At 69.3% G+C, this 19,879-nt stretch carries 17 protein-coding genes; 6 read left to right on the forward strand and 11 right to left on the reverse strand.

All coding sequences use genetic code 11. The annotated features are described in order from the left end of the window. Complete coding sequence (locus ACQEV1_RS39650) at positions 1 to 507, forward strand: SRPBCC family protein (protein WP_433401585.1); 507 nt, start codon at positions 1 to 3, stop codon at positions 505 to 507. Next, entirely contained in the window at positions 507 to 1,127 is a 621-nt protein-coding gene (locus tag ACQEV1_RS39655; RefSeq protein ID WP_285627979.1) for a dihydrofolate reductase family protein, read from the forward strand. The genes ACQEV1_RS39650 and ACQEV1_RS39655 overlap by 1 nt, the downstream gene beginning before the upstream one ends. 83 nt (positions 1,128 to 1,210) lie before the next feature. Here the strand turns inward: ACQEV1_RS39655 and ACQEV1_RS39660 are convergent, their stop codons facing one another. The 6 genes from ACQEV1_RS39660 to ACQEV1_RS39685 all read right to left on the reverse strand — a co-directional run bounded on the left by ACQEV1_RS39660 (position 1,211) and on the right by ACQEV1_RS39685 (position 8,149). Further along, on the reverse strand, positions 1,211 to 2,197 hold the full coding sequence (locus tag ACQEV1_RS39660; protein ID WP_433401587.1) for a hypothetical protein: 987 nt from the start codon (positions 2,195 to 2,197) through the stop codon (positions 1,211 to 1,213). A 188-nt stretch (positions 2,198 to 2,385) separates the two neighbouring features. Further along, on the reverse strand, positions 2,386 to 3,201 hold the full coding sequence (locus ACQEV1_RS39665) for a MerR family transcriptional regulator (protein ID WP_285627975.1): 816 nt from the start codon (positions 3,199 to 3,201) through the stop codon (positions 2,386 to 2,388). A 24-nt stretch (positions 3,202 to 3,225) separates the two neighbouring features. Further along, entirely contained in the window at positions 3,226 to 4,032 is an 807-nt protein-coding gene (locus tag ACQEV1_RS39670) for an alpha/beta fold hydrolase (RefSeq protein ID WP_285627973.1), read from the reverse strand. A gap of 147 nt (positions 4,033 to 4,179) precedes the next feature. Continuing rightward, positions 4,180 to 6,999 carry a vitamin B12-dependent ribonucleotide reductase gene (locus ACQEV1_RS39675; RefSeq protein ID WP_285627972.1) on the reverse strand — a complete coding sequence of 940 codons (2,820 nt, stop codon included), beginning with the start codon at positions 6,997 to 6,999 and terminating at the stop codon, positions 4,180 to 4,182. 73 nt (positions 7,000 to 7,072) lie between these two features. After that, positions 7,073 to 7,528, reverse strand: coding sequence for a transcriptional regulator NrdR (nrdR, locus tag ACQEV1_RS39680; protein WP_285627969.1), 456 nt, complete (start codon positions 7,526 to 7,528; stop codon positions 7,073 to 7,075). A gap of 237 nt (positions 7,529 to 7,765) precedes the next feature. Continuing rightward, positions 7,766 to 8,149, reverse strand: coding sequence for a LysM peptidoglycan-binding domain-containing protein (locus ACQEV1_RS39685; RefSeq protein ID WP_285627967.1), 384 nt, complete (start codon positions 8,147 to 8,149; stop codon positions 7,766 to 7,768). A gap of 198 nt (positions 8,150 to 8,347) precedes the next feature. On the opposite strand from ACQEV1_RS39685, the gene lexA reads away from it, so the two are divergent. Further along, positions 8,348 to 9,046 (forward strand): transcriptional repressor LexA, encoded by a 699-nt coding sequence (gene lexA, locus ACQEV1_RS39690; protein WP_285580305.1) that lies wholly within the window; start codon positions 8,348 to 8,350, stop codon positions 9,044 to 9,046. Between the two features lie 104 nt (positions 9,047 to 9,150). On the opposite strand, the gene leuS is transcribed toward lexA, so the two are convergent. Continuing rightward, positions 9,151 to 11,616 (reverse strand): leucine--tRNA ligase, encoded by a 2,466-nt coding sequence (leuS, locus tag ACQEV1_RS39695; protein WP_433401591.1) that lies wholly within the window; start codon positions 11,614 to 11,616, stop codon positions 9,151 to 9,153. Between the two features lie 309 nt (positions 11,617 to 11,925). Here leuS and ACQEV1_RS39700 point away from each other — a divergent pair, with 309 nt between their 5' ends. Genes ACQEV1_RS39700 through ACQEV1_RS39710 form a run of 3 tightly spaced genes read left to right on the forward strand, consistent with a single transcriptional unit; the run spans position 11,926 to position 14,861 of the window. After that, positions 11,926 to 12,516, forward strand: coding sequence for a lytic polysaccharide monooxygenase auxiliary activity family 9 protein (locus tag ACQEV1_RS39700; RefSeq protein WP_285627962.1), 591 nt, complete (start codon positions 11,926 to 11,928; stop codon positions 12,514 to 12,516). 58 nt (positions 12,517 to 12,574) lie between these two features. After that, a complete protein-coding gene (locus ACQEV1_RS39705; protein ID WP_433401594.1) occupies positions 12,575 to 14,116 on the forward strand; it encodes a long-chain-fatty-acid--CoA ligase in 1,542 nt (513 codons plus the stop codon). A 19-nt stretch (positions 14,117 to 14,135) separates the two neighbouring features. Next, positions 14,136 to 14,861: a hypothetical protein gene (locus ACQEV1_RS39710; protein WP_285627957.1), complete on the forward strand. Its 726-nt coding sequence runs from the start codon at positions 14,136 to 14,138 to the stop codon at positions 14,859 to 14,861. A gap of 4 nt (positions 14,862 to 14,865) precedes the next feature. Here ACQEV1_RS39710 and ACQEV1_RS39715 read toward each other — a convergent pair whose 3' ends face one another. From ACQEV1_RS39715 to ACQEV1_RS39730, 4 genes are all read right to left on the reverse strand, one after another. Continuing rightward, on the reverse strand, positions 14,866 to 16,119 hold the full coding sequence (locus tag ACQEV1_RS39715; RefSeq protein ID WP_433401596.1) for a cytochrome P450: 1,254 nt from the start codon (positions 16,117 to 16,119) through the stop codon (positions 14,866 to 14,868). A gap of 93 nt (positions 16,120 to 16,212) precedes the next feature. Continuing rightward, positions 16,213 to 17,079, reverse strand: coding sequence for an alpha/beta fold hydrolase (locus ACQEV1_RS39720; RefSeq protein WP_433401598.1), 867 nt, complete (start codon positions 17,077 to 17,079; stop codon positions 16,213 to 16,215). A gap of 75 nt (positions 17,080 to 17,154) precedes the next feature. Beyond that, positions 17,155 to 18,438: a class I SAM-dependent methyltransferase gene (locus tag ACQEV1_RS39725; protein ID WP_285627949.1), complete on the reverse strand. Its 1,284-nt coding sequence runs from the start codon at positions 18,436 to 18,438 to the stop codon at positions 17,155 to 17,157. A 2-nt stretch (positions 18,439 to 18,440) separates the two neighbouring features. After that, positions 18,441 to 19,805 carry an FAD-binding oxidoreductase gene (locus ACQEV1_RS39730; RefSeq protein WP_285627946.1) on the reverse strand — a complete coding sequence of 455 codons (1,365 nt, stop codon included), beginning with the start codon at positions 19,803 to 19,805 and terminating at the stop codon, positions 18,441 to 18,443. Positions 19,806 to 19,879 lie beyond the last annotated feature (74 nt).

The following is a 19,879-nucleotide window of genomic DNA, read 5'->3' on the forward strand; positions in this document are numbered from 1 at the left end:
ATGAGCGAGACAGGACGAGGAACGCCGGCGCAGTCCGCGACGGCCGACCGCGAGATCGTGATCTCCCGGGCCATCGACGCACCGCGGGAGCTGGTGTTCGAGGCGTTCACCGAGGTGCGGCACCTGTCGCGGTGGTGGGGGCCGGAGGGGTTCAGCACCACCACGCGGGCGTTCGAGTTCCGCGTCGGCGGGGTGTGGGACTTCGTGATGCACGGACCGGACGGGACGGACTACCAGGAATGGATCTCCTGGACCGAGATCACCCCGCCGGAGCGGATCGCGCTGCTGCACGGTGAGTCCCGCACCGACCCGAACGCCTTCGAGTCGGTCCTGACGTTCGCCTCCGAAGGCGCGGCGACCCGGATCGAGATGCGCACGGTGTTCCCCACCAAGGAGCTGCGCGACGAGGCTGCCGAGAAGTACCACGCGATCGAGGCCGGCCGGCAGACCCTGAGCAGCCTGGCGGCCTACGTCACCGACCTCGCGCGGAAGGGAGTTGAGGGCTGATGGCCGGGAAGGTGTTCTTCAGCGTGTCGATGTCGCTGGACGGGTTCATCGCGCCCGGGTCCCTCGGGGAACTGATGGGGCGGCAGTGGATGGAACTGCAGCGGTGGATCTTCCCGCAGCGGTTCTTCCGGGAGAACCTGGGGCTTGGCGAGGGCGGCGAGGAGGGGCGCGACAACGACATCGTGCGGGAGACGTTCGAGCGCACCGGCGCGAGCGTGATGGGCAAGCGCATGTTCGACGCCGGCGAGCGGATGTGGCCGGAGGAGGCGCCGTTCCACACACCGGTCTTCGTCGTGACGCACGAGAAGCGCGACCCCTGGGAGCGGCCGGGTGGAACCACATTCCACTTCGTCAACGACGGCATCGAGACGGCGCTCGACCAGGCCCGCGAGGCCGCCGGCGACCGTGACGTCCGCATCGCGGGCGGCGGCGCGACGATCCTGGAGTACGTGAACGCCGGCCTGATCGACGAGTTCACGATCGCGCTGTCGCCCGTGCTGTTCGGCTCCGGAATCCGCCTGTTCGAAGGCGTGGACGCGGGCCGCGTGGCCCTGGAGCCGGTCGGCGCGGAGCCGACGCGGCGGGTGACCCACCTGACCTACGCGGTCCGGGAGCGGTAACCGTCCCGACCTCGGCGGCAGAACCCGGAAAATCACGCAGGAGGGGAGCCGATGGATATCGGCTCCCCTCCTGAGGCGGGCGCTCATGCCGAGGATGCGGTATGCCCCCGGAGCTTGATGGCGGCGATGAGAAGGGCCAAGCCGGCACCGATGCTCAGCGCATGCTCGATCACCGCGACAACGGGGTACTCGGCCGTCACGTAGCCGCCGGGTCGGATGACGGCCAGCGGAAGCTTCCAGCAGCTCCAGGCGAACAGCGACCCTGAGGCCGCGAATACCGACGTCATCGGAATCCACAGCGGCAGGCCGGCCGGACGTCGACGAGCGAACACCAGCATGTTCGAGCCGCCGATCAGGGCCCATAGTCCCGCGTTCACGTTCAACAGCCGCCCGTTGAGGTCCCACTGGTCGCGATGAGAGGGGTCCAGGCCGATCGTTCCGCCGAACCCCCAATACGACCAGAGCAAGCCCAGCATCACGGCCGCGAGCATCCCCGCCCAGGCCCATCGTGATGCGCTCAACCGGAGTTGTCCGACGCGCCCCAGGAAATGATTCGGCCATCTCTGCCTCAGATAGATCGGAAGAGCCACGGCCAGCCCTACCGCCATCCCGGCGAAGCCGATGGCGATGAAGACCATCTCCCACCCTGGCACCGAGCCGGAACCACCGGACTGGTCGCCGCCTCGGTCGACGCCGGCCGCGTCCAGGACCGTACTGATCACCATGTAGGGAAGCATCGGAACCAGGAAGCCGGCGCCCACCCAGGAAATGAGGACCACGGGAAGCGCGGGCAGCCGCCGCCCCCATCGCTGGGCCAACGCCAGTCCCAGCATGACCCCGACCGCGGACATCCCCACGGTGACGGCGTTGAGCCCCACCCAGCCGGCGGTACCGGCGTCCGGCGGTCCATGCCCGACCAACGCGGCCGCGATCCAGATGACCTTGACCAACAGATAGAGCGACATGGTCAGCGCGGCCGAACGGCCCGCCAGCCTGCGTGCGGCGCTCCACCGCGCGCCGACGATGCCGGCGGACGGCCGCCCCTCCAGGCCGGATTTCACCTGCGTCATTCGGCCCCACCTTTCGCAACCGATGCGCGACGTAGGCGATCCTTCCGCCGGCCACCCGCACGCGGATCCCGCCGAGGGACGAAACATCTCTCAGGCGTCTCCCCACAACGCGCGGTCGCACGATCACCCGCCAGAGGGAGGACTCACCATTCGCGCTGAACAGCGCCCGTCGCACTGGTGGAGATCACTTATTCGAGCGTGCGCTGTTCGGACCGGTGTCTTCCTGCCGCACCCCGTGGGTCCACGCGCTCGAGCTTGGTCCAGCCGGTCCAGCCTCGCCTCTTCAGCAGCCCGATCAGCCGACGGGCCGGTGGCACGGTGTCGAACACCAGTGCGTCCATCAGGTTGGCCAACGGTGGGTCGATATCGACGTCGTCGACATAGTCCTCGCCCATCTCGTCGGCCATCCGCGTGATATAAGCGGCCAGCTCATCGGCAAGTTCCACCAGCCGTGGGTCGTCGGAGTTCCGATCGAGAGCCTGGCTCAGGGTGAGAAAGAAGTCGATGAGCCGCGGGTCGGCGATCTGCTCCCGCTTGCGCGCCATCCACTCCGGGACTCGCTCGGATGAGTGCGCGGCCAGCAGGATCCAGCCGTCGCGCTCGACCTCGACGATCCGCTCGTCGACCCCGAGCGCCCGCAGCCGGTCGAGATACCCGACCACCTCCGATGGCAGCGCCAGGCTGTCCCCGGCGGCGAGCCGGGCGATCCGTTTCCGGTGACGCTGCCGTTGCCGGATCTCCGCCCGCAGCCGCTCGTCGATGTCCGCGACCGCCGCGGCGAACTCCTCCTCGTCGGCCTGCAGCAGTTCTCGCACCCGCGCCAGCGGGATCCCGGCCTCGGCGAGGGTCCGGATCTTGATCAGCTCGATCACGGCGCCGGCACCGTACCTGCGGTAGCCGGAGTGGTCCCGCTCCGGCTCCGGCAGCAGTCCCTTGGCGTGGTAGTGCCGCACCGTGCGCACCGTCACCCCGGCGTACGACGCCAGCTCGCCGATGGTCAGCATCGCACCAGTCTCCTACGAGTGCGTTCAAGGAGCCGCCTGGCCGACTGCGCCTTGTGCACTCCGGATGATCTGGGCGATTTCCGGGCCATGGGTGAAGACCAGCCCGTGGTCGGCCTCGAGCCAGAACGTGGCGATGTGCGGCTGCTCGCGGACAAGCCGCTCGACGCCGGCACGCCAGTTCTGATTGAACCGTGGCGCATGCCCTTCGGCGCTGTCGCCGGCCATCGAGATCGACATGATCATGCTGATAGGCCGGTCGATCTTCCGGTACCGGTCGAGGATCCCTGACCGAACCGCATCGATCTCGACATTCAGGTCGAGAATCTCCTGGGCGGTGAGCAACACCTGACGCGCGGTGCCCCGCTCGGCCTCCTGCTGCGTCGCCATGTCCTCCCACATGGCGCGGAACTCCGGCAGGACGGCCTCGGTGATGAACGGTTCGGGCACCGGGTTCGCCCCGTCGATGAGAACAAGCCCCGCGACGCTGTCAGGATGCTCGGCGGCATAGTGCACGGCCAGGTCCGCGCCCAGCGAGTAGCCCACCAGCACGGGCGCCGTGTCCAGGTCGAGCCGCCCCAGCTCCGCCATCACGGCGACGAGATCGCTGAGGAACGCCTCGAAGGAGTAGCGGTCGGCGGCCGAGGCGAGGCCATGGCCCCGCAGGTCGAAGGTCACCACGTCGTGGTCGCGCCGCAGCAGCTCGGCCAGCTCGTGCAGGTCGGCCTGTGTCGAGTTCAGCCCAGGGCACAGGACCAACGGTCGCCCCCTGCCGCCGCGAGACACCGGGATCGTGACGCCGTCGTGGTGGATCGTGAAGTTGTTCGTGGTCATGCCGCCATGCTGAGAGATTGACCTTGCGTCAGGGTCAACCGCCACAGCGACACGACCTCCGCACACCCACCACTCACGCAGGAGGGGGAGCCGATGGACATCGACTCCCCCTCCTGACCTGCCATTCGCGCTGAGCAGCGCCCGTTGTCAGCTGCAGCCGCTGGTGGAGCCGCAGCCCTCGCAGACGTAGCAGCTGCCCGCAGGGCGCATCTTCGTGCCGCACGTGAGGCACAGCGGCGCGTCGGCGGTGCGGCCCTGGTGGCTCTCGATCAGCTCCGTCGAGGAGTGGGCCTCGGCGACGGCCGGGGCGGAGTTCTCCTGCTTCGGGCGCTCGACCGGGACCGACTGGGCCAGCGTCTCCTGGTCGACGTCATCCTCGGTGTGCAGGCTCGCCGGGTCCTGGCCGGCCGCCTGGGCGGCGCGCTCCTCGGCCGAGAAGATGCCCAGCTCGGCCCGCGTCTCGTACGGCAGGTGGTCGAGGGCGAGACGGCGGAAGATGTAGTCCATCATGGAGTTCGCCATGCGGATGTCCGGGTCGTCGGTCATGCCCGCCGGCTCGAACCGCATGTTGGTGAACTTGTCCACCCAGGTCTCCAGCGGCACGCCGTACTGGAGGCTGATGGAGATCGCCATGGAGAAGGCGTCCATGACGCCGGCCAGGGTCGAGCCCTGCTTGCCGAGCTTGAGGAACACCTCGCCGAGGCCGTTGTCCGGGTACGTCGAGGCGGTCATGTAGCCCTCGGCGCCGCCGACGGAGAAGCGGGTCACCGTGGCCGGGCGCCGCTTGGGCAGCCGCGTGCGCACCGGACCGACCTCGACCGGGGCCGCGGCGGGCTCCGCCTTGTCCTCGGTCTTCTTCTTCGCCACGGACAGCGGCTGGCCGACCTTGCAGTTGTCGCGGTAGATCGCGAGCGCCTTGAGGCCGAGCTTCCAGCCCTGGAGGTAGACCTCCTCGATGTCCTCGATCGTCGCGCTCTCGGGGACGTTGACCGTCTTGCTGATGGCGCCGGACAGGAACGGCTGGGTGGCGGCCATCATCCGGACGTGGCCCATCGGGCTGATCGCGCGCTCGCCCATCGCGCAGTCGAACACCTCGTAGTGCTCCGGCCGCAGGCCCGGGGCGTCGACGACGTGACCGTGCTCGGCGATGTACTCCACGATCGCCTCGATCTGCTCCGGCTGGTAGCCGAGCTTCTTCAGCGCCCGCGGCACGGTGTTGTTCACGATCTGCATCGACCCGCCGCCGACGAGCTTCTTGAACTTCACCAGCGCGAGGTCGGGCTCGATGCCCGTCGTGTCGCAGTCCATCATCAGGCCGATCGTGCCGGTCGGCGCCAGCAGCGAGGCCTGAGCGTTGCGGTAGCCGTTCCTCTCGCCGACCTTGAGGCACTCCTGCCACTGCCGGGTCGCCTCGGCGTGGATGGCCTTGTCGATCGCGTCGAGGGTGCGGATCTGGTCGTTGGCCGCGGCGTGCTTGCGCATGACCCGCTTGTGGGCCTCGGCGTTGCGCGCGTAGCCGTCGTACGGGTCGACGACACCGGCCATCTCGGCGGAGCGGCGGTAGGCGACGCCGGTCATCAGCGAGGTGATCGCCGCGGCGAGCGAGCGGCCGCCCTCGGAGTCGTACGCGTGGCCGGTCGCCATCAGCAGCGCGCCGAGGTTGGCGTAGCCGATGCCGAGCTGGCGGTACGCCCGCGTGGTCTCACCGATCTTCTCGGTCGGGAAGTCGGCGAAGGTGATGGAGATGTCCATCGCCGTGATGACCAGCTCGGCGACCTTGACGAAGGCGTCGACGTCGAAGGTGTTGTCGTCGCGCAGGAACTTGAGCAGGTTGAGGCTGGCGAGGTTGCAGGAGGAGTTGTCCAGGCTCATGTACTCCGAGCACGGGTTGCTCGCCGTGATCCGGCCCGACTCGGGGTTCGTGTGCCAGTCGTTGATCGTGTCGTCGTACTGGATGCCGGGGTCGGCGCACTCCCAGGCCGCCTTGGCGATCTTGCGGAAGAGGCCCTTCGCGTCGACGGTGTCGATCACCTCGCCGGTCAGGCGGCCGCGCAGCCCGAAGGAGGACTGGGACTCGACGGCGCGCATGAACTCGTCGCTCACGCGCACGGAGTTGTTGGCGTTCTGGTACTGAACGCTGACGATGTCCTTGCCGCCGAGGTCCATGTCATAGCCGGCGTCGCGGAGCGCGCGGATCTTGTCCTCTTCCCGCGCCTTCGTCTCGATGAACTCCTCGACGTCGGGGTGGTCGACGTCGAGCACGACCATCTTGGCGGCCCGCCGGGTGGCGCCACCGGACTTGATCGTGCCCGCCGACGCGTCGGCGCCGCGCATGAACGAGACCGGGCCGCTGGCCGTGCCGCCGGAGGAGAGCAGTTCTTTGCTGGACCGGATGCGGGAGAGGTTGACACCCGAGCCCGAACCGCCCTTGAAGATCACACCCTCTTCCTTGTACCAGTCGAGGATCGACTCCATCGTGTCGTCCACCGACAGGATGAAACAGGCGCTGACCTGCTGCGGCGACGGCGTGCCCACGTTGAACCACACCGGCGAGTTGAAGCTGAACACCTGGTGGACCAGCGCGTGCGTCAGCTCGTGCTCGAAGATCTCGGCGTCTTCGTCGCTCGCGAAGTAGCCGTGCTTGCGGCCGGTCTCGGTGTAGACCCCGACGACCCGGTCGACCAGCTGCTTCAGGCTCCACTCACGCTGCGGCGTGCCGACGGCGCCGCGGAAGTACTTCGACGTGACGATGTTGGCCGCGTTGACCGACCAGGACTCGGGGAACTCCACGCCGCGCTGCTCGAAGTTGACCGAGCCGTCGCGCCAGTTGGTCATGACGACGTCGCGGCGCTCCCACCGGACCTCGTCGTACGGGTGAATGCCGGGCTTGGTGAAGATGCGGCGCATCTTCAACCCCTTACGGCCGCCCCTCCCGCGCCGTGTCTGGCCGCTCACGGTCTCCGTCATGACCTCCCCCTTCTCAGGCCGAACCGGCCCATTTCAAGGATTACCTCGTACAACACGCGATGGGGCGCCGGTGTTACCGGCCGCGTTCCGCCGCGCGAAGAGTCTCGATTTCCTTCTCGAAGTCGTCGATCGACTCGAACCCCCGGTAGACGGAGGCGAATCGCAGGTACGCGACCTCGTCCAGCTCACGCAGCGGCCCGAGGATGGCCAGCCCCACGTCATGCGAACGCATCTCGGCGTTTCCGGTCGCCCGGATGGCCTCTTCGACGCGTTGCCCGAGCTTGGCCAGCGCGTCCTCCGTCACCGGGCGCCCCTGACAGGCCCGGCGCACCCCAGCGATGATCTTGTCGCGGGAGAACGGCTCGGTGACGCCGCTGCGCTTGGCGACCATCAGGAGTACGGTCTCCTGGGTCGTGAAGCGGCGACCGCACTCGGGGCACGACCGGCGCCGCCGGATCGCCGCGCCGTCTTCGGTGGAGCGGCTGTCGATCACCCTGCTGTCGGGGTTACGGCAGAACGGGCAGTGCACGATCCATCCCCTCCCCCCGGCGGGCGTTACGTCCTCGATTACAGCGACTTCACTGCGTGACCACAACCTGTGGTGAACTACATCCATGTAAGTACTAGATGTAGTGGTCTACCGTACGGCTCTACGAGGGCCTCCGCAACCTCGTCCGCCACATGAGCACGAAGACGCCGACGCCGTCACGGCGGCGTCGGCGTGTCGCGCCGCCGCCCCGCGAGGGCGCGGCGAGCGGCGAGCCCGTCAGCGCGCGGGGATGTAGATCTTCTGGCCCGGATTGACGACCGCGGTGGACAGGGCGTTGAGGTCGATCATGCGCTGGACCGTGACGCGGGGGTCGACCTCCGGCCGGGCGCGTACGGCGATGCCCCACAACGTGTCGCGCGGCCCCACGATCACCGACTCGCGCGCGACCGCCGGCCCCCTCTCGCCGCCGGACGTGGCGCGGGCGCCGTGTCGCGCCCCCGTCCAGTAGCCGGCGAGGAGCGCCAGCGCCACGGCGCAGACCACGACGACCCGGCCGCGCCGGGTGAGCCGGAGAGGTGTGCCGGGATGAGCCCGACGCTCGCCCATGAGCCCTCCCTCGGGAGTGACCAGGCTCACGCGCCCATCGATTCGCTCGCTCATGTCGATCTCCCCTCTGCCGAGTCGAAAGAGATTTCGATCGAACATCTGTACGAGTTGTACCGCGAGAGCCGACGAATTTCCAGGACATCTTCGAACAGGTGTTTGATCATTTAGCGGGAAGGCGCTAACGTCCGTGTACAGGAACGAAATACCGGCGACAGCGCGTCACCGGAGCGCAGTCATCCAGCGGAGACATATATGAGCAAGGTTCGGGAAATGCCCGACGGCCCCCGCGACGAGTCGGGGCTCACGGCACGCCAGCGCAAGGTCCTGGAGGTGATTCGCGACTCCGTCCAGCGCCGCGGTTACCCTCCGTCGATGCGCGAGATCGGCGAGTCGGTCGGGCTGACGAGCACCTCCAGCGTGTCGCACCAACTGCGCGCGCTCCAGCGCAAGGGCTTCCTCCTGCGCGACCCCAACCGCCCGCGCGCCGTCGTGGTCCGCATGCCCGGCTCGGCGGCCGTGGCCACCGAGCCGGAGTCGTACGAGACGACCTCGGGGCAGGAGACGGCGACCCGCCCGGCGCCCGCCTACGTGCCTCTCGTGGGCCGTATCGCGGCCGGTGGCCCGATCCTGGCCGAGGAGGCCGTGGAGGACGTCTTCGCGCTGCCCAAGCAGCTCGTGGGCGAGGGCACGCACTTCCTGCTCAACGTCACCGGTGACTCGATGATCGAGGCCGCGATCGCCGACGGCGACTGGGTGGTCGTCCGCCAGCAGCCGGTGGCCGAGAACGGCGACATCGTCGCCGCCATGATCGACGGCGAGGCCACCGTCAAGACGCTGAAGCGCCGCGACGGCAAGGTCTGGCTGATGCCGCACAACCCGGCGTACGACCCGATCCCGGGCGACGACGCGACGATCCTCGGTCGGGTCGTCGCGGTGCTGCGCAAGATGTGACCGACGCGTCTCTGGACTGTGCGCGGTGAGGGCGCCCCTCGTGGGGTGCCCTCACCGCTTTTCGTGTCGCCTTTGCGGGTGTTCGTCCCGCCCGGGAGGCGGGGTTACGCCGGGACGATGTTGACGATCTTGGGGGCGCGGACGACGACCTTGCGGATGCCGCGGTCGCCGAGGGCGGCCTGGATCTTCTCCGAGGCCAGCGCCAGCCGCTCCAGCTCCGTCTCGCCGATCTCCGGGGAGACCTCCAGCCGGTCGCGGACCTTGCCCGCCACCTGGACCACGCAGGTCACCGACTCCTGGACCAGCAGCGCCGGCTCGGCGGCCGGCCAGCCGGCCTTGGCCACGGACCCGTCCCGGCCCAGGCGCTCCCACATCTCCTCCGCGGTGTAGGGCGCCACCAGCGACAGCATCACCGCCAGCGTCTCGGCCGCCTCGCGCACGGCGGGATCGGCCGGGCCCGCCCCGGAGTCGATCACCCGCCGGGAGGCGGAGGTCAGCTCCATCATGCGAGCCACCGCGACGTTGTAGCGGTGCGCCTCGACCAGCCGGGTGACCTCGTCGATCGTCCGGTGGGTCACCTTGCGCAGCTCGACGTCGCCCGAGGCCGGCCCGGTGCCCGGCGCCGACGTCACGTCGGCGGCGACCCGGTGCGCGCGAGCCAGGAACTTCACCGCGCCGGACGGCGACACGTCGGCCCAGTCGATGTCGTCCTCCGGCGGCCCGGAGAAGATCATCGTCAGGCGTACCGCGTCGACGCCGTACTCGGAGATCTGCTCGCCCAGGTCGACCAGGTTGCCGGTCGTCTTGGACATCGCGGAGCCGTTGAGGATCACCTGGCCCTGGTTGACCAGCCGGGTGAACGGCTCGACGCAGTCCAGCATGCCCATGTCGTACAGCACCTTGGTGAAGAACCGGCTGTACAGCAGGTGCAGGATCGCGTGCTCGACACCGCCGGTGTACTGGTCGACCGGCATCCACCGGCGCGCCTTCTCCACGTCGAACGGGCCGTCGGTGTAGCCCGGCGAGCAGTAGCGCACGAAGTACCACGAGGAGTCGACGAAGGTGTCCATCGTGTCGGTGTCGCGCTTGGCCGCGCCGCCGCACTTGGGGCACGCGACGTTGACCCAGTCGGCGGCGGCCGCCAGCGGCGACACGCCCCGGGGCGCCAGGTCGGCGCCGCGCAGGTCGTCCGGCAGGCGCACCGGCAGCTGGTCGTCGGGGACCGGGACCTCGCCGCAGGCCTCGCAGTGGATGATCGGGATCGGCGTGCCCCAGAAGCGCTGCCGGGAGATCAGCCAGTCGCGCAGGCGGTAGTTGACGGCCGCCTTGCCCAGCCCGCGCTCCTCCAGGATCTCGGTGATCCGCGGGATCGCGGCGCCCTTGGTCAGGCCGTCCAGCGGACCGGAGTTGACCAGCTCGCCCTCGCCGGGGGTCGCGACGCCGGACTCGGCCGGGTCGGCCTCGCCGGTGTGCACGACGACCCGCACCGGCAGGTCGAACTTGAGCGCGAAGTCCAGGTCGCGCTGGTCGTGCGCGGGCACCGCCATGATCGCGCCGTGGCCGTACTCCGCCAGGACGTAGTCCGAGGCCCACACGGGCATGCGCTCGCCGTTGACCGGGTTGATCGCGTAGCGCCCCAGGAAGACGCCGGTCTTCTCGCGGTCGGCGGACAGCCGCTCGACCTCCGACTCGCGCGCCACCGCCTGGCGGTACGCCTCGAACTCGGCCCGCTGCCCGGCCGAGCAGATCTCGTCGGCCAGCGGCGCGTCGGCGGCCACCACGAAGAACGTCGCGCCGAACAGCGTGTCGGGCCGGGTCGTGTAGACGGTGACCGGCTCGTCGCGGCCCTCGATCTGGAACGCGACGTCGGCGCCCTCGGACCGGCCGATCCAGTTGCGCTGCATCGTCAGCACGCGCTCGGGCCAGTCGAGGCCGTCCATGTCGGCCAGCAGCCGGTCGGCGTACTCAGTGATCTTGAAGTACCACTGGGTCAGCAGGCGCTTCTCCACCAGGGCGCCGCAGCGCTCGCAGTGGCCGGCGATGACCTGCTCGTTGGCCAGCACGGTCTGGTCGTTGGGACACCAGTTGACCCGGCCGCCCCGGCGATAGGCCAGGCCGCGCTCGTAGAAGCGCAGGAACAGCCACTGGTTCCAGCGGTAGTACTCCGGGTCGGAGGTGTGCAGCCGGCGCGACCAGTCGAAGGAGATCGCGTAGCGGTGGAACGACTCGGCCTGCGTGTCGATGTTGGCGTAGGTCCATTCCGCCGGGTGGGAGTCGCGCTTGATCGCGGCGTTCTCGGCGGGCAGGCCGAAGGAGTCCCAGCCGATGGGGTGCAGGACGTTGAAGCCGTGCTGGTTCCAGTAGCGGGCGCTCACGTCGCCGATGGCGTACGCCTCGGCGTGACCCATGTGGAGGTCGCCGGAGGGGTAGGGGAACATGTCCAGCGCGTACTTGCGAGGCCGCTCATCGCCCGGGTCCTCGCTCGCGGTGAAGGGCTTCAGCTCCTCCCACCGGGCCTGCCATTTCTCCTGAATCGCCCGTGGGTCAAAGGTCTCGTCGGCGCCAGTCATCGTTCCTCGTCTGAGATTCGCACGGCTTCGGCTCATCGAAAATGTGCCCCTTGGAAAGCCTCTCCGCATGGAAAGGCCCCTCGCGCAAGGAGGGGCTGCCGCGTCGACCGATCGGTTACGTCAACGCGGCCGGCTAAGGAGCAGCCGAGAGCACATATCCCAAGACTAGCGCAGACGCAAGCAAGAACCGTCGGGCTTTACGCCGTGGAGGTGACGCCGCCCTCCCTCACGGGCCACCTTACTTTTAGGAAGGTTTCCAGTAAATTCTCGGACAGGGTCCCCGCCAGGACTCCCGTCCGAGGAGGTCACATGCACGGAAAGCTCGCCCTGGCCGTCGCCGGCGCCGCGGCCGTCGCGGTCCCCCTGCTCACCGCCACCCCCGCGTTCGCCCACGGCTACACCACCTCACCGCCCAGCCGCAGCTACCGCTGCGCCCAGCACCAGGTCACCGACTGCGGCGCGATCCAGTACGAGCCGCAGAGCGTCGAGGGCCCCAAGGGCTTCCCGCAGGCCGGCCCGGCGGACGGTCACATCTGCAGCGCGAATCACACGGAGTTCGCCCAGCTCGACGACCCGCGCGGCGGCGCCTGGCCGGCCGCGTCGATGACGAGCGGCGCCTCGTACAACTTCTCGTGGACCTTCACCGCCATCCACGCGACCACGTCGTTCCGCTACTTCATCACCAAGACCACCTACGACCCCACCCAGCCGCTGACCCGGGCCGCCCTGGAGTCCACGCCGTTCCTGCAGGTGAACTACGGCGGTCAGCGGCCGCCGAACCCGGTCACCCACACCGGCACGCCGCCGGCCCGGCACGGCCGGCAGCTGATCCTCGCCGTCTGGGACATCGCCGACACCGGAAACGCCTTCTACTCCTGCGCCGACGTCATCTTCAGCTGACAGCTCCGCTGCGATATCAATGGGAACCTTCCCATCGATATCGCAGCAGGAGACGCCGATGCTCAACCTCTCGGTCGTTCTGGACGACGCCGCACGCGACAACCCCGACCACGAGGCACTGGTCTTCGGCGACATGCGCCTGTCGTACGCGTTCGTGAACCAGGTGGCGAACCAGGTCGCGAACCTCCTGCGCGACCGCGGCGTCCGGCCGGGCGACAAGGTGGCGCTCGCCTGCCCCAACCTGCCGTACTTCCCGATGGTCTACTTCGGGATCCTCAAGGCGGGCGCCGTGGTCGTGCCGCTCAACGTCCTGCTGAAGCGGCGGGAGATCGCCTACCACCTGGAGGACTCCGGGGCGAAGGCGCTGTTCTGCTTCGCGGGCACGCCGGAGCTGCCGCTGGGCGAGGCCGGCTGGGGCGCGTTCGGCGACGTGCCGGACTGTGAGCACTTCTTCCTGCTGCCCGCCACTCCCCTGGCGACCGAGGTGCCGTACGGCGAGTCGATCTGGACGGCGCTCGCCGGGCAGCCGCAGGAGTTCGAGACCGCGCGGACCGACGCCACCGACACGGCGGTGATCCTCTACACGAGCGGCACGACCGGCCGGCCCAAGGGCGCCGAGCTCACCCACCAGAACATGCTGCTCAACGCCATGGTCTGCGACAGCATGTTCGAGACGGCCGGCGACGACGTCTTCCTGGCCGCGCTCCCGCTGTTCCACGCGTTCGGCCAGTCGGTGGTGCTCAACACCGGCTTCCTGCGGCACGCCACGGTCGTGCTGATGGCGCGCTTCGAGGCGGGCGCCGCGCTCGACCTCATGCTGGCGGAGAAGGTCACGTTCTTCGCCGGGGTGCCCACGATGTACTGGGGCCTGCTCACGCACGAGGGCGGGCACACGCGGGAGGAGATCGAGCGGATCGCCGCGTCCCTCTCGACGGCGTCGAGCGGCGGGGCCGCGCTGCCGCTGGAGGTCCTGAAGGGATTCGCCGAGCGCTTCGGGGTGAACGTCCTGGAGGGGTACGGCCTGTCGGAGACCTCACCCGTCGCCTGCTTCAACCGACCTGACCGCCCGGCCCGCGCGGGCTCGATCGGGCGGCCGATCTGGGGCGTGGAGATGAAGCTCGTCGACGACGAGTGGAAGGACGTGGGCGACGGGCCGGGTGAGATCGCGGTCCGCGGGCACTGCGTCATGAAGGGATACCTCCGGCGTCCGGAGGCCACCGCCGAGGTGCTGCGCGACGGCTGGTTCCGCACCGGCGACATCGCCCGGCGCGACGAGGACGGCTTCTACTACATCATCGACCGCTCCAAGGACATGATCATCCGGGGCGGGTTCAACGTGTATCCGCGGGAGGTCGAGGAGGTGCTGATGACGCATCCCGACGTCTCGCTCGCCGCCGTCGTCGGCGTTCCGCACGACACCCACGGCGAGGAGGTCAAGGCGTACGTCATCCCGGTGCACGGCGCCACGGTCAGCGAGGACGCGCTGGTCGCGTGGGCGAAGGAGAACCTCGCGAACTACAAGTACCCCCGCGTCGTGGAGTTCCGCGACGAGCTGCCGATGACCGCGACCGGGAAGATCCTCAAGCGAGAGCTTCGTTAATTCCGTACGCTTACGACCCGTGAAGACGCTGATTGCCGCCGCTGCCGCTTTCGTCCTAGTGGTGGCGGCGGCGATCGTGTTTCTGCTCAATCGCCACACCGACAGCGGCCCGGACGCCTTCCCCGGGGCCTATCCGCTGGTCACCGCCAACCCCACGGGCGTGCCCGCGTTGACGTGGCGGCCCACCGGCACGCCGGCCGGCCCGCTGCCGACCTTCCCCGGCGCCGGATCACGCACGGCCGGGACGATCACCGACCGGCAGAGCGGGATCTCCTACGCCCTGCTGGGGCCGCCCTGGGCGCGGCTCACCTCCCGGCTGAGCGTGAACCACACCTCCGGCGAGGAGGTGAACAGCAGGCGCAAGGACTACAAGCACTTCTGGTACGCCGCCGTCTACGTCGGCCCGCTCGACCCGAAGCTCGCCGTCGCCGGTTCGCAGCGGCTGCGCGCCGCCGCCGAGCTCACCGGCAAGGAGTTCGTCGACGAGCTGTACAGCGACAACGGTCAGCGGAAGGACCTGGCCGGCGCCGCGATGACGGTCGACCACCGCAACGCCTGGGTCACCGCGTTCCGGATGACCCACACGGCGAGCGACCGGGTGCAGAAGGGCCAGACGGAGGTCATCGTCGCCGTCGACACCGGCCGCCGGATGCCCGCGATCGTGGAGATCACGATCCCGAGCAACCAGCCGAACCTCCTGCCCGACATCAACCATGTGGTCCGTTCGCTCCACGTGGTGCGCTGAGGCTCTACAGCTCGTACGGCAGGCGCTTGATGCCGTTGATGAAGCTCGACAGCAGGCGGTCCGGCGGCGCGGTCGAGCGGATGCCCGGCACGTGGCGGAACAGCTCGCGGAACATCACGCCGATCTCGCGCCGGGCCAGGTGGGCGCCCAGGCAGAAGTGCGGGCCGGGGCCGCCGAAGCCGATGTGCGGGTTCGGGTCGCGGGTGATGTCGAACTTGTCCGGATCGGCGAACACCGACTCGTCGCGGTTGCCGGACCAGTAGTAGAGCAGGAGCTTGTCGCCCGCCTTGAACTCCTGCCCGTTCAGCTCGGTGTCACGCGTCGCCGTACGGCGCATCCAGATCACCGGCGAGGCGTAGCGGACGATCTCCTCGACCGCGCCGGGCAGGCGGGCCTCGAAGTCGGCCAGCAGCAGCTCCCGCTGGTCGGGGTGGACGGTGAACAGCTTGAGCCCGTGCGCGATCGCGTTGCGGGTCGTCTCGTTGCCCGCCACGACGAGCAGGATGAAGAAGGAGCCGAGCTCCTGGTCGGTCAGTGACTCGCCGTCGATGTTGGCGGTGACGAGCGCGGACACGAGGTCGTCGGAGGGGTTCTCGCGCCGGTGCCGGCCGAGCTCCTCGACCAGGTCCTTCAGCGTCTGGCCGGCCTGGAGCAGCTTGAGGGCGTACTCCTCGTCGTTCTCGGGGAGGAACTCCGCGTCGCCGCCGCCGAGGATGATGTTGGAGTTGTCGAAGACGGTCTTGTAACCGCTCTCGGGGATCCCCATCATGTCGCAGATGATCTTGAGCGGGAGCCGCGCGGCCACGTCGGCGACGAAGTCGCCGGAGCCCTTCGCGGTGATCTCCTCGATGATCTGGTCCGCGACCGCCTGCACCTGGTCCTCGAAGCGCTGGATCATGCGGGGCGAGAAGGCGCGGGAGACGATGCGGCGGATCTTGGCGTGCCGCGGGTCGTCCATGTTGATCATGGAGCCGAAGTACTCGTTGAGATCCGGCGGCATGTCCGTGATGTTGATGGCGCCGTTGCCCGAGCAGAAGTCCTGCGGGCGGCGGGAGGCCTCCACGATGTCGGCGTGCCTCACCAGCGCGTAGTAGCCCGGGCCCGTCGGCATGATCGACTGCTCCGGCTCGCGGAAGAACGCCGGGCGCGGCAGCTGCCGCAGCGCGCGGAAGGCCTCGTGCCGCTCGCTCAGCGGGCGGGCCCAGAAGGCCCAGTCGGTGAGGTCGATCTCCGACGGTTCGAGCGTGCCTGTGGTCACGGCCTGGTCAACTCCCCCAACTAGAATCACGTTCGGGTCTCATCCTGCCAAGCCGGAACGAGTCAGGACAAGAGCCTCACGAACATCCGTGGATCATGCGGCCAGCCACTCAACGACGAGCGTGTTGACGGCGTCGGGCCGCTCCAGGTGCACGAAGTGTCCTGCCCCGGGCAGGATCTCCGCACGCGAGCCCGGTGGCAGGTGCGCCGCGACGTTACCGGCCAGGGAGGCGGCGAGGCAGCCGTCGTCGCGGCCGTGCAGGTACAGAATCGGCCGGTCGCCGCGGGCGCCGGCGTACTCCTGCTCGGCGGCGTAGGCGGCCACGTGCCGGGACGGGTCGAACATCGCCGCGTAGTAGCCCATCGCCGCGTCGAGGTTGGCGGGTTCGCGCAGGCACGCCTTGACGTGCGTCAGGTCCTCGGCGGCGTCGTAGCCGGGCGACCAGTCCGCCCAGAGCCGGTCGAGGAAGGCCATGTCGTTCGCCGCGACGGCGGGCGCGCCGAGCGGTGTCTGCACCAGGAACATGTAGAACGAGCGCCGGAGCTGGTCGTAGTCGAAGAAACCCGAGGCGAGGGCGGAGATCGGCGGCACGGCCATGGCGACGGCGCGGCGCCAGCGCGAGGGCGCGTGCGCGGTCGCGGCGTACGTCGCCGCCGCGCCCCAGTCGTGGCCGATGAGCACGGCGTCCGCACCGCCGCCGAACGCCTCGTGCAGGGCGTTCGCGTCGGCGGCGAGCGCGCCCGTCTGGTACGCGCCGTCCGCCGGAACGCCCGTCGGAGCGTAGCCGCGCTGGAACGGCGCCACCGCGTGGTAGCCGGCGTCCGCCAGCGCGGGCAGCAGATGGCGCCACGTGTGGGCGGAGTCGGGGAAGCCGTGCAGGCACAGGGCGAGCGGGCCGCGGCCGGCCTCGAGGTACCCGAACGTCAGGCCGTTCGCCTCGACCGTCTGGATCACCGTCATGGCCGCGACGTTAGGCGCGCCGTACAGCGCTGTCCACGGCCGCCGGTGCGCTGGCACCGGCGGCCGGTGACGGGGTCAGCGCGGGAAGGGCGGCTCGAACGACGGGCGCAGCGGCATGCCCGAACGCCCGTCCTCGTGCAGCTTCACGCCCAGCACCTGGTGCAGCTGGATCCAGTTCAGCTCGAACCCGAGCCGCGAGCCGGCCATGTAGAGCCGCCAGACGCGTGCCGTGCCCTCGCCCACCTCGGCGACCGCCTCGTCCCAGTGGTCGTCGAGGTTGCGGCACCAGCCGGTGAGGGTCTTGGCGTAGTGCTCGCGGAGGTTCTCCTCATGGCGTACCTCGAACCCGGCGTCGTGCATCCGCGAGACCAGGTGGCCCGGTCCCTCCAGCTCGCCGTCGGGGAAGACGTACCGGTTGATGAAGCCGTCCTTCTTCATCGCCGGGCCGGTGTCGTCGGGCCGGGTGATGCAGTGGTTCAGCAGCCGGCCGCCGGGCTCGAGCTTGCCGTACAGGAAGGAGAAGTAGGACTCCAGGTTGTCCTTGCCGATGTGCTCGGTGAGGCCGATCGAGCTGACCGCGTCGAAGCCGGTCTCGGTCACGTCGCGGTAGTCCAGGTGGCGGACCTCGGCCAGCTCGGACAGCCCGGCCTCGGCGATCGCCTTCTGCGCCCACTCGGCCTGCTGCTTGGACAGCGTGACGCCGAGCCCCTTGACGCCGTACTCACGCGCGGCGTGCATGACCATGCCGCCCCAGCCGCAGCCGACGTCGAGCAGCCGCATGCCCTTCTTGAGGTCCAGCTTGCGCGCGACCAGGTCGAACTTGTGGAACTGCGCCTGCTCCAGCGTCGCGTCCTCGGCAGGGAAGCACGCGCAGGTGTAGGCCATCGACGGTCCGAGCACCCATTCGTAGAAGGTGTTGGACACGTCGTAGTGGTGGGAGATGGCCTTCGCGTCGCGGCGCTTGGAGTGGCGCAGCCCCGTGAGGAACGGCAGCCGCTCGACGCGCACCTCCTGCGGCGGCGGTTCCAGGCGCTTCAGGGCGGCCGCGCGCAGCAGCGGGTCGCCGATGATGTTGCGCAGCAGTGTGCGCTTGTCCGCCCAGGACAGTTCGCCCATCGCCGACTGCATCCGGAACAGCGCCGTGTACATGTCGCCGGTGACGTCCAGATGACCGGAGACGTACGCGCGGGCCAGCCCGATCGCGCCGGGGGCGTGGGTCAGATATGAGATCGCGTACGGCGACTTGACGGTCACCGTCACGTCAGCGTCGGCCGGTCCGGCCGCGCTGTCGTCATAGGCCAGGAACCTCACCTGCGCGTCGCGGCCCACGACGCGCTCGAATACCTCCGCGAGCCTCATGTTCACCTACCTCGTACCGTTTTGTCGTAGAGATCCAGCAACCGCCCGCCAGGGTCGTACGTCTCCTTCAGCCGCTTGTAGGTATCCCCGTCGTAGTGGCGCCAGAAGTCATCGCGCGTGTAGTACGCGGTGGAGTACAGCGACTTGTGCCCCTCGAGGCGGGCGACCTCGCGCTCGATCAGGCGGTTGTGGTGCTCGGGCAGGCGTCCGGGCGGGATCGGCACCGTGCCCCAGAAGCCGGCGTTGACGTACGTCCGTCCAGGTTCGAGCGGATACAGCGGCCAGCTCTCCTGTGCGCGCAGCGGGCAGAGCCACACCGGGCTCATGCGGACCTCGCGGCCGAAGAAGTCCAGGAACTCCGGGAGGCGCTCCGCCGGGACCTCGACGTCCTGGATGACGTCCTCGCGCGGAGGCCGGCCGAGCCAGCGGTCCACGCGGGCCGACGTCTGCGTGCGCTTGTCGAGGGCGACGAGGCGGCGGTAGACGTCCGAGCGCTTCTTGGCGTCGGGCCAGACGCGGCGCACCAGCGGGTTCTGCACGCCCAGCGCCCGCGAGCACCAGAACCAGTCGGTGTCCCAGCGCCACAGGTAGCCGTGGGTGGTGAGCACGTCGGTGGGCGCGGTGGAGGCGTTCAGCCAGTGGGGCCTGATGCTCCGGTCCTGGATCGACCGGTAGTAGATCTTCTGCCCGGTGTAGTCGGACACGTGGCGTGCGGTGTCGGCGAACCGGCCGAGCGTCAGGTAGAGCTCGTCGCCGCCGAAGACGACGCCGTCGACGAAGTCGTAGTCCGGCGCCAGCTTGTCGATGGCGTCCGTCAGCTCCCGCGCCGAGTCGAAGCGCACGTGCCACAGCTCGACGAACGGCTTCACCGGCTGGAGCCGGATCGTGAGGCGCAGCGTGTAGCCGAGCGTGCCGTAGGAGTTGGGGAAGCCGTAGAACAGGTCGCGGTGCTCGTTCTCGCGCGTCGCGGTGACGATCTCGCCCGCGCCGGTGATGACCTCCATCTCCAGGACCGACTCGTGCGGCAGGCCGTGGTGGTAGGAGGAGGACTCGATGCCGAGGCCGGTGACCGCGCCGCCCAGCGTGATGGTCTTCAGCTGCGGAACGACGAGCGGCATCAGCCCGTGTGGCAGCGTCGCGTCGACCAGGTCCTCGTACGTCGTCATGCCCTGGACGTCGGCGGTGCGGCGCTCCGGGTCGACGCTGAGTACCCGGTTGAACCCGCCGACGTCGAGGCCGGGCGCGCCCGTCTCGTCGCGGAAGCGGAACAGGTTGGAGGTCCGCTTCGCCAGGCGTACCGGCGTTCCCTCAGGGATCGAGCGGTAGGACTCCAGGAGTTTTTCGGTTGCCGCACGGTGACCAGTCACCCAGAGATCGTCTCATCCCGCGCGCTCCCGTCGAAGACCGGCCGCGTGTAATGTCCGAGTTGTCGTCGCGCATG

The organism is Actinoallomurus sp. CA-142502 (genome assembly GCF_050936355.1).
In the GTDB taxonomy this organism is placed as follows: domain Bacteria; phylum Actinomycetota; class Actinomycetes; order Streptosporangiales; family Streptosporangiaceae; genus Actinoallomurus; species Actinoallomurus iriomotensis.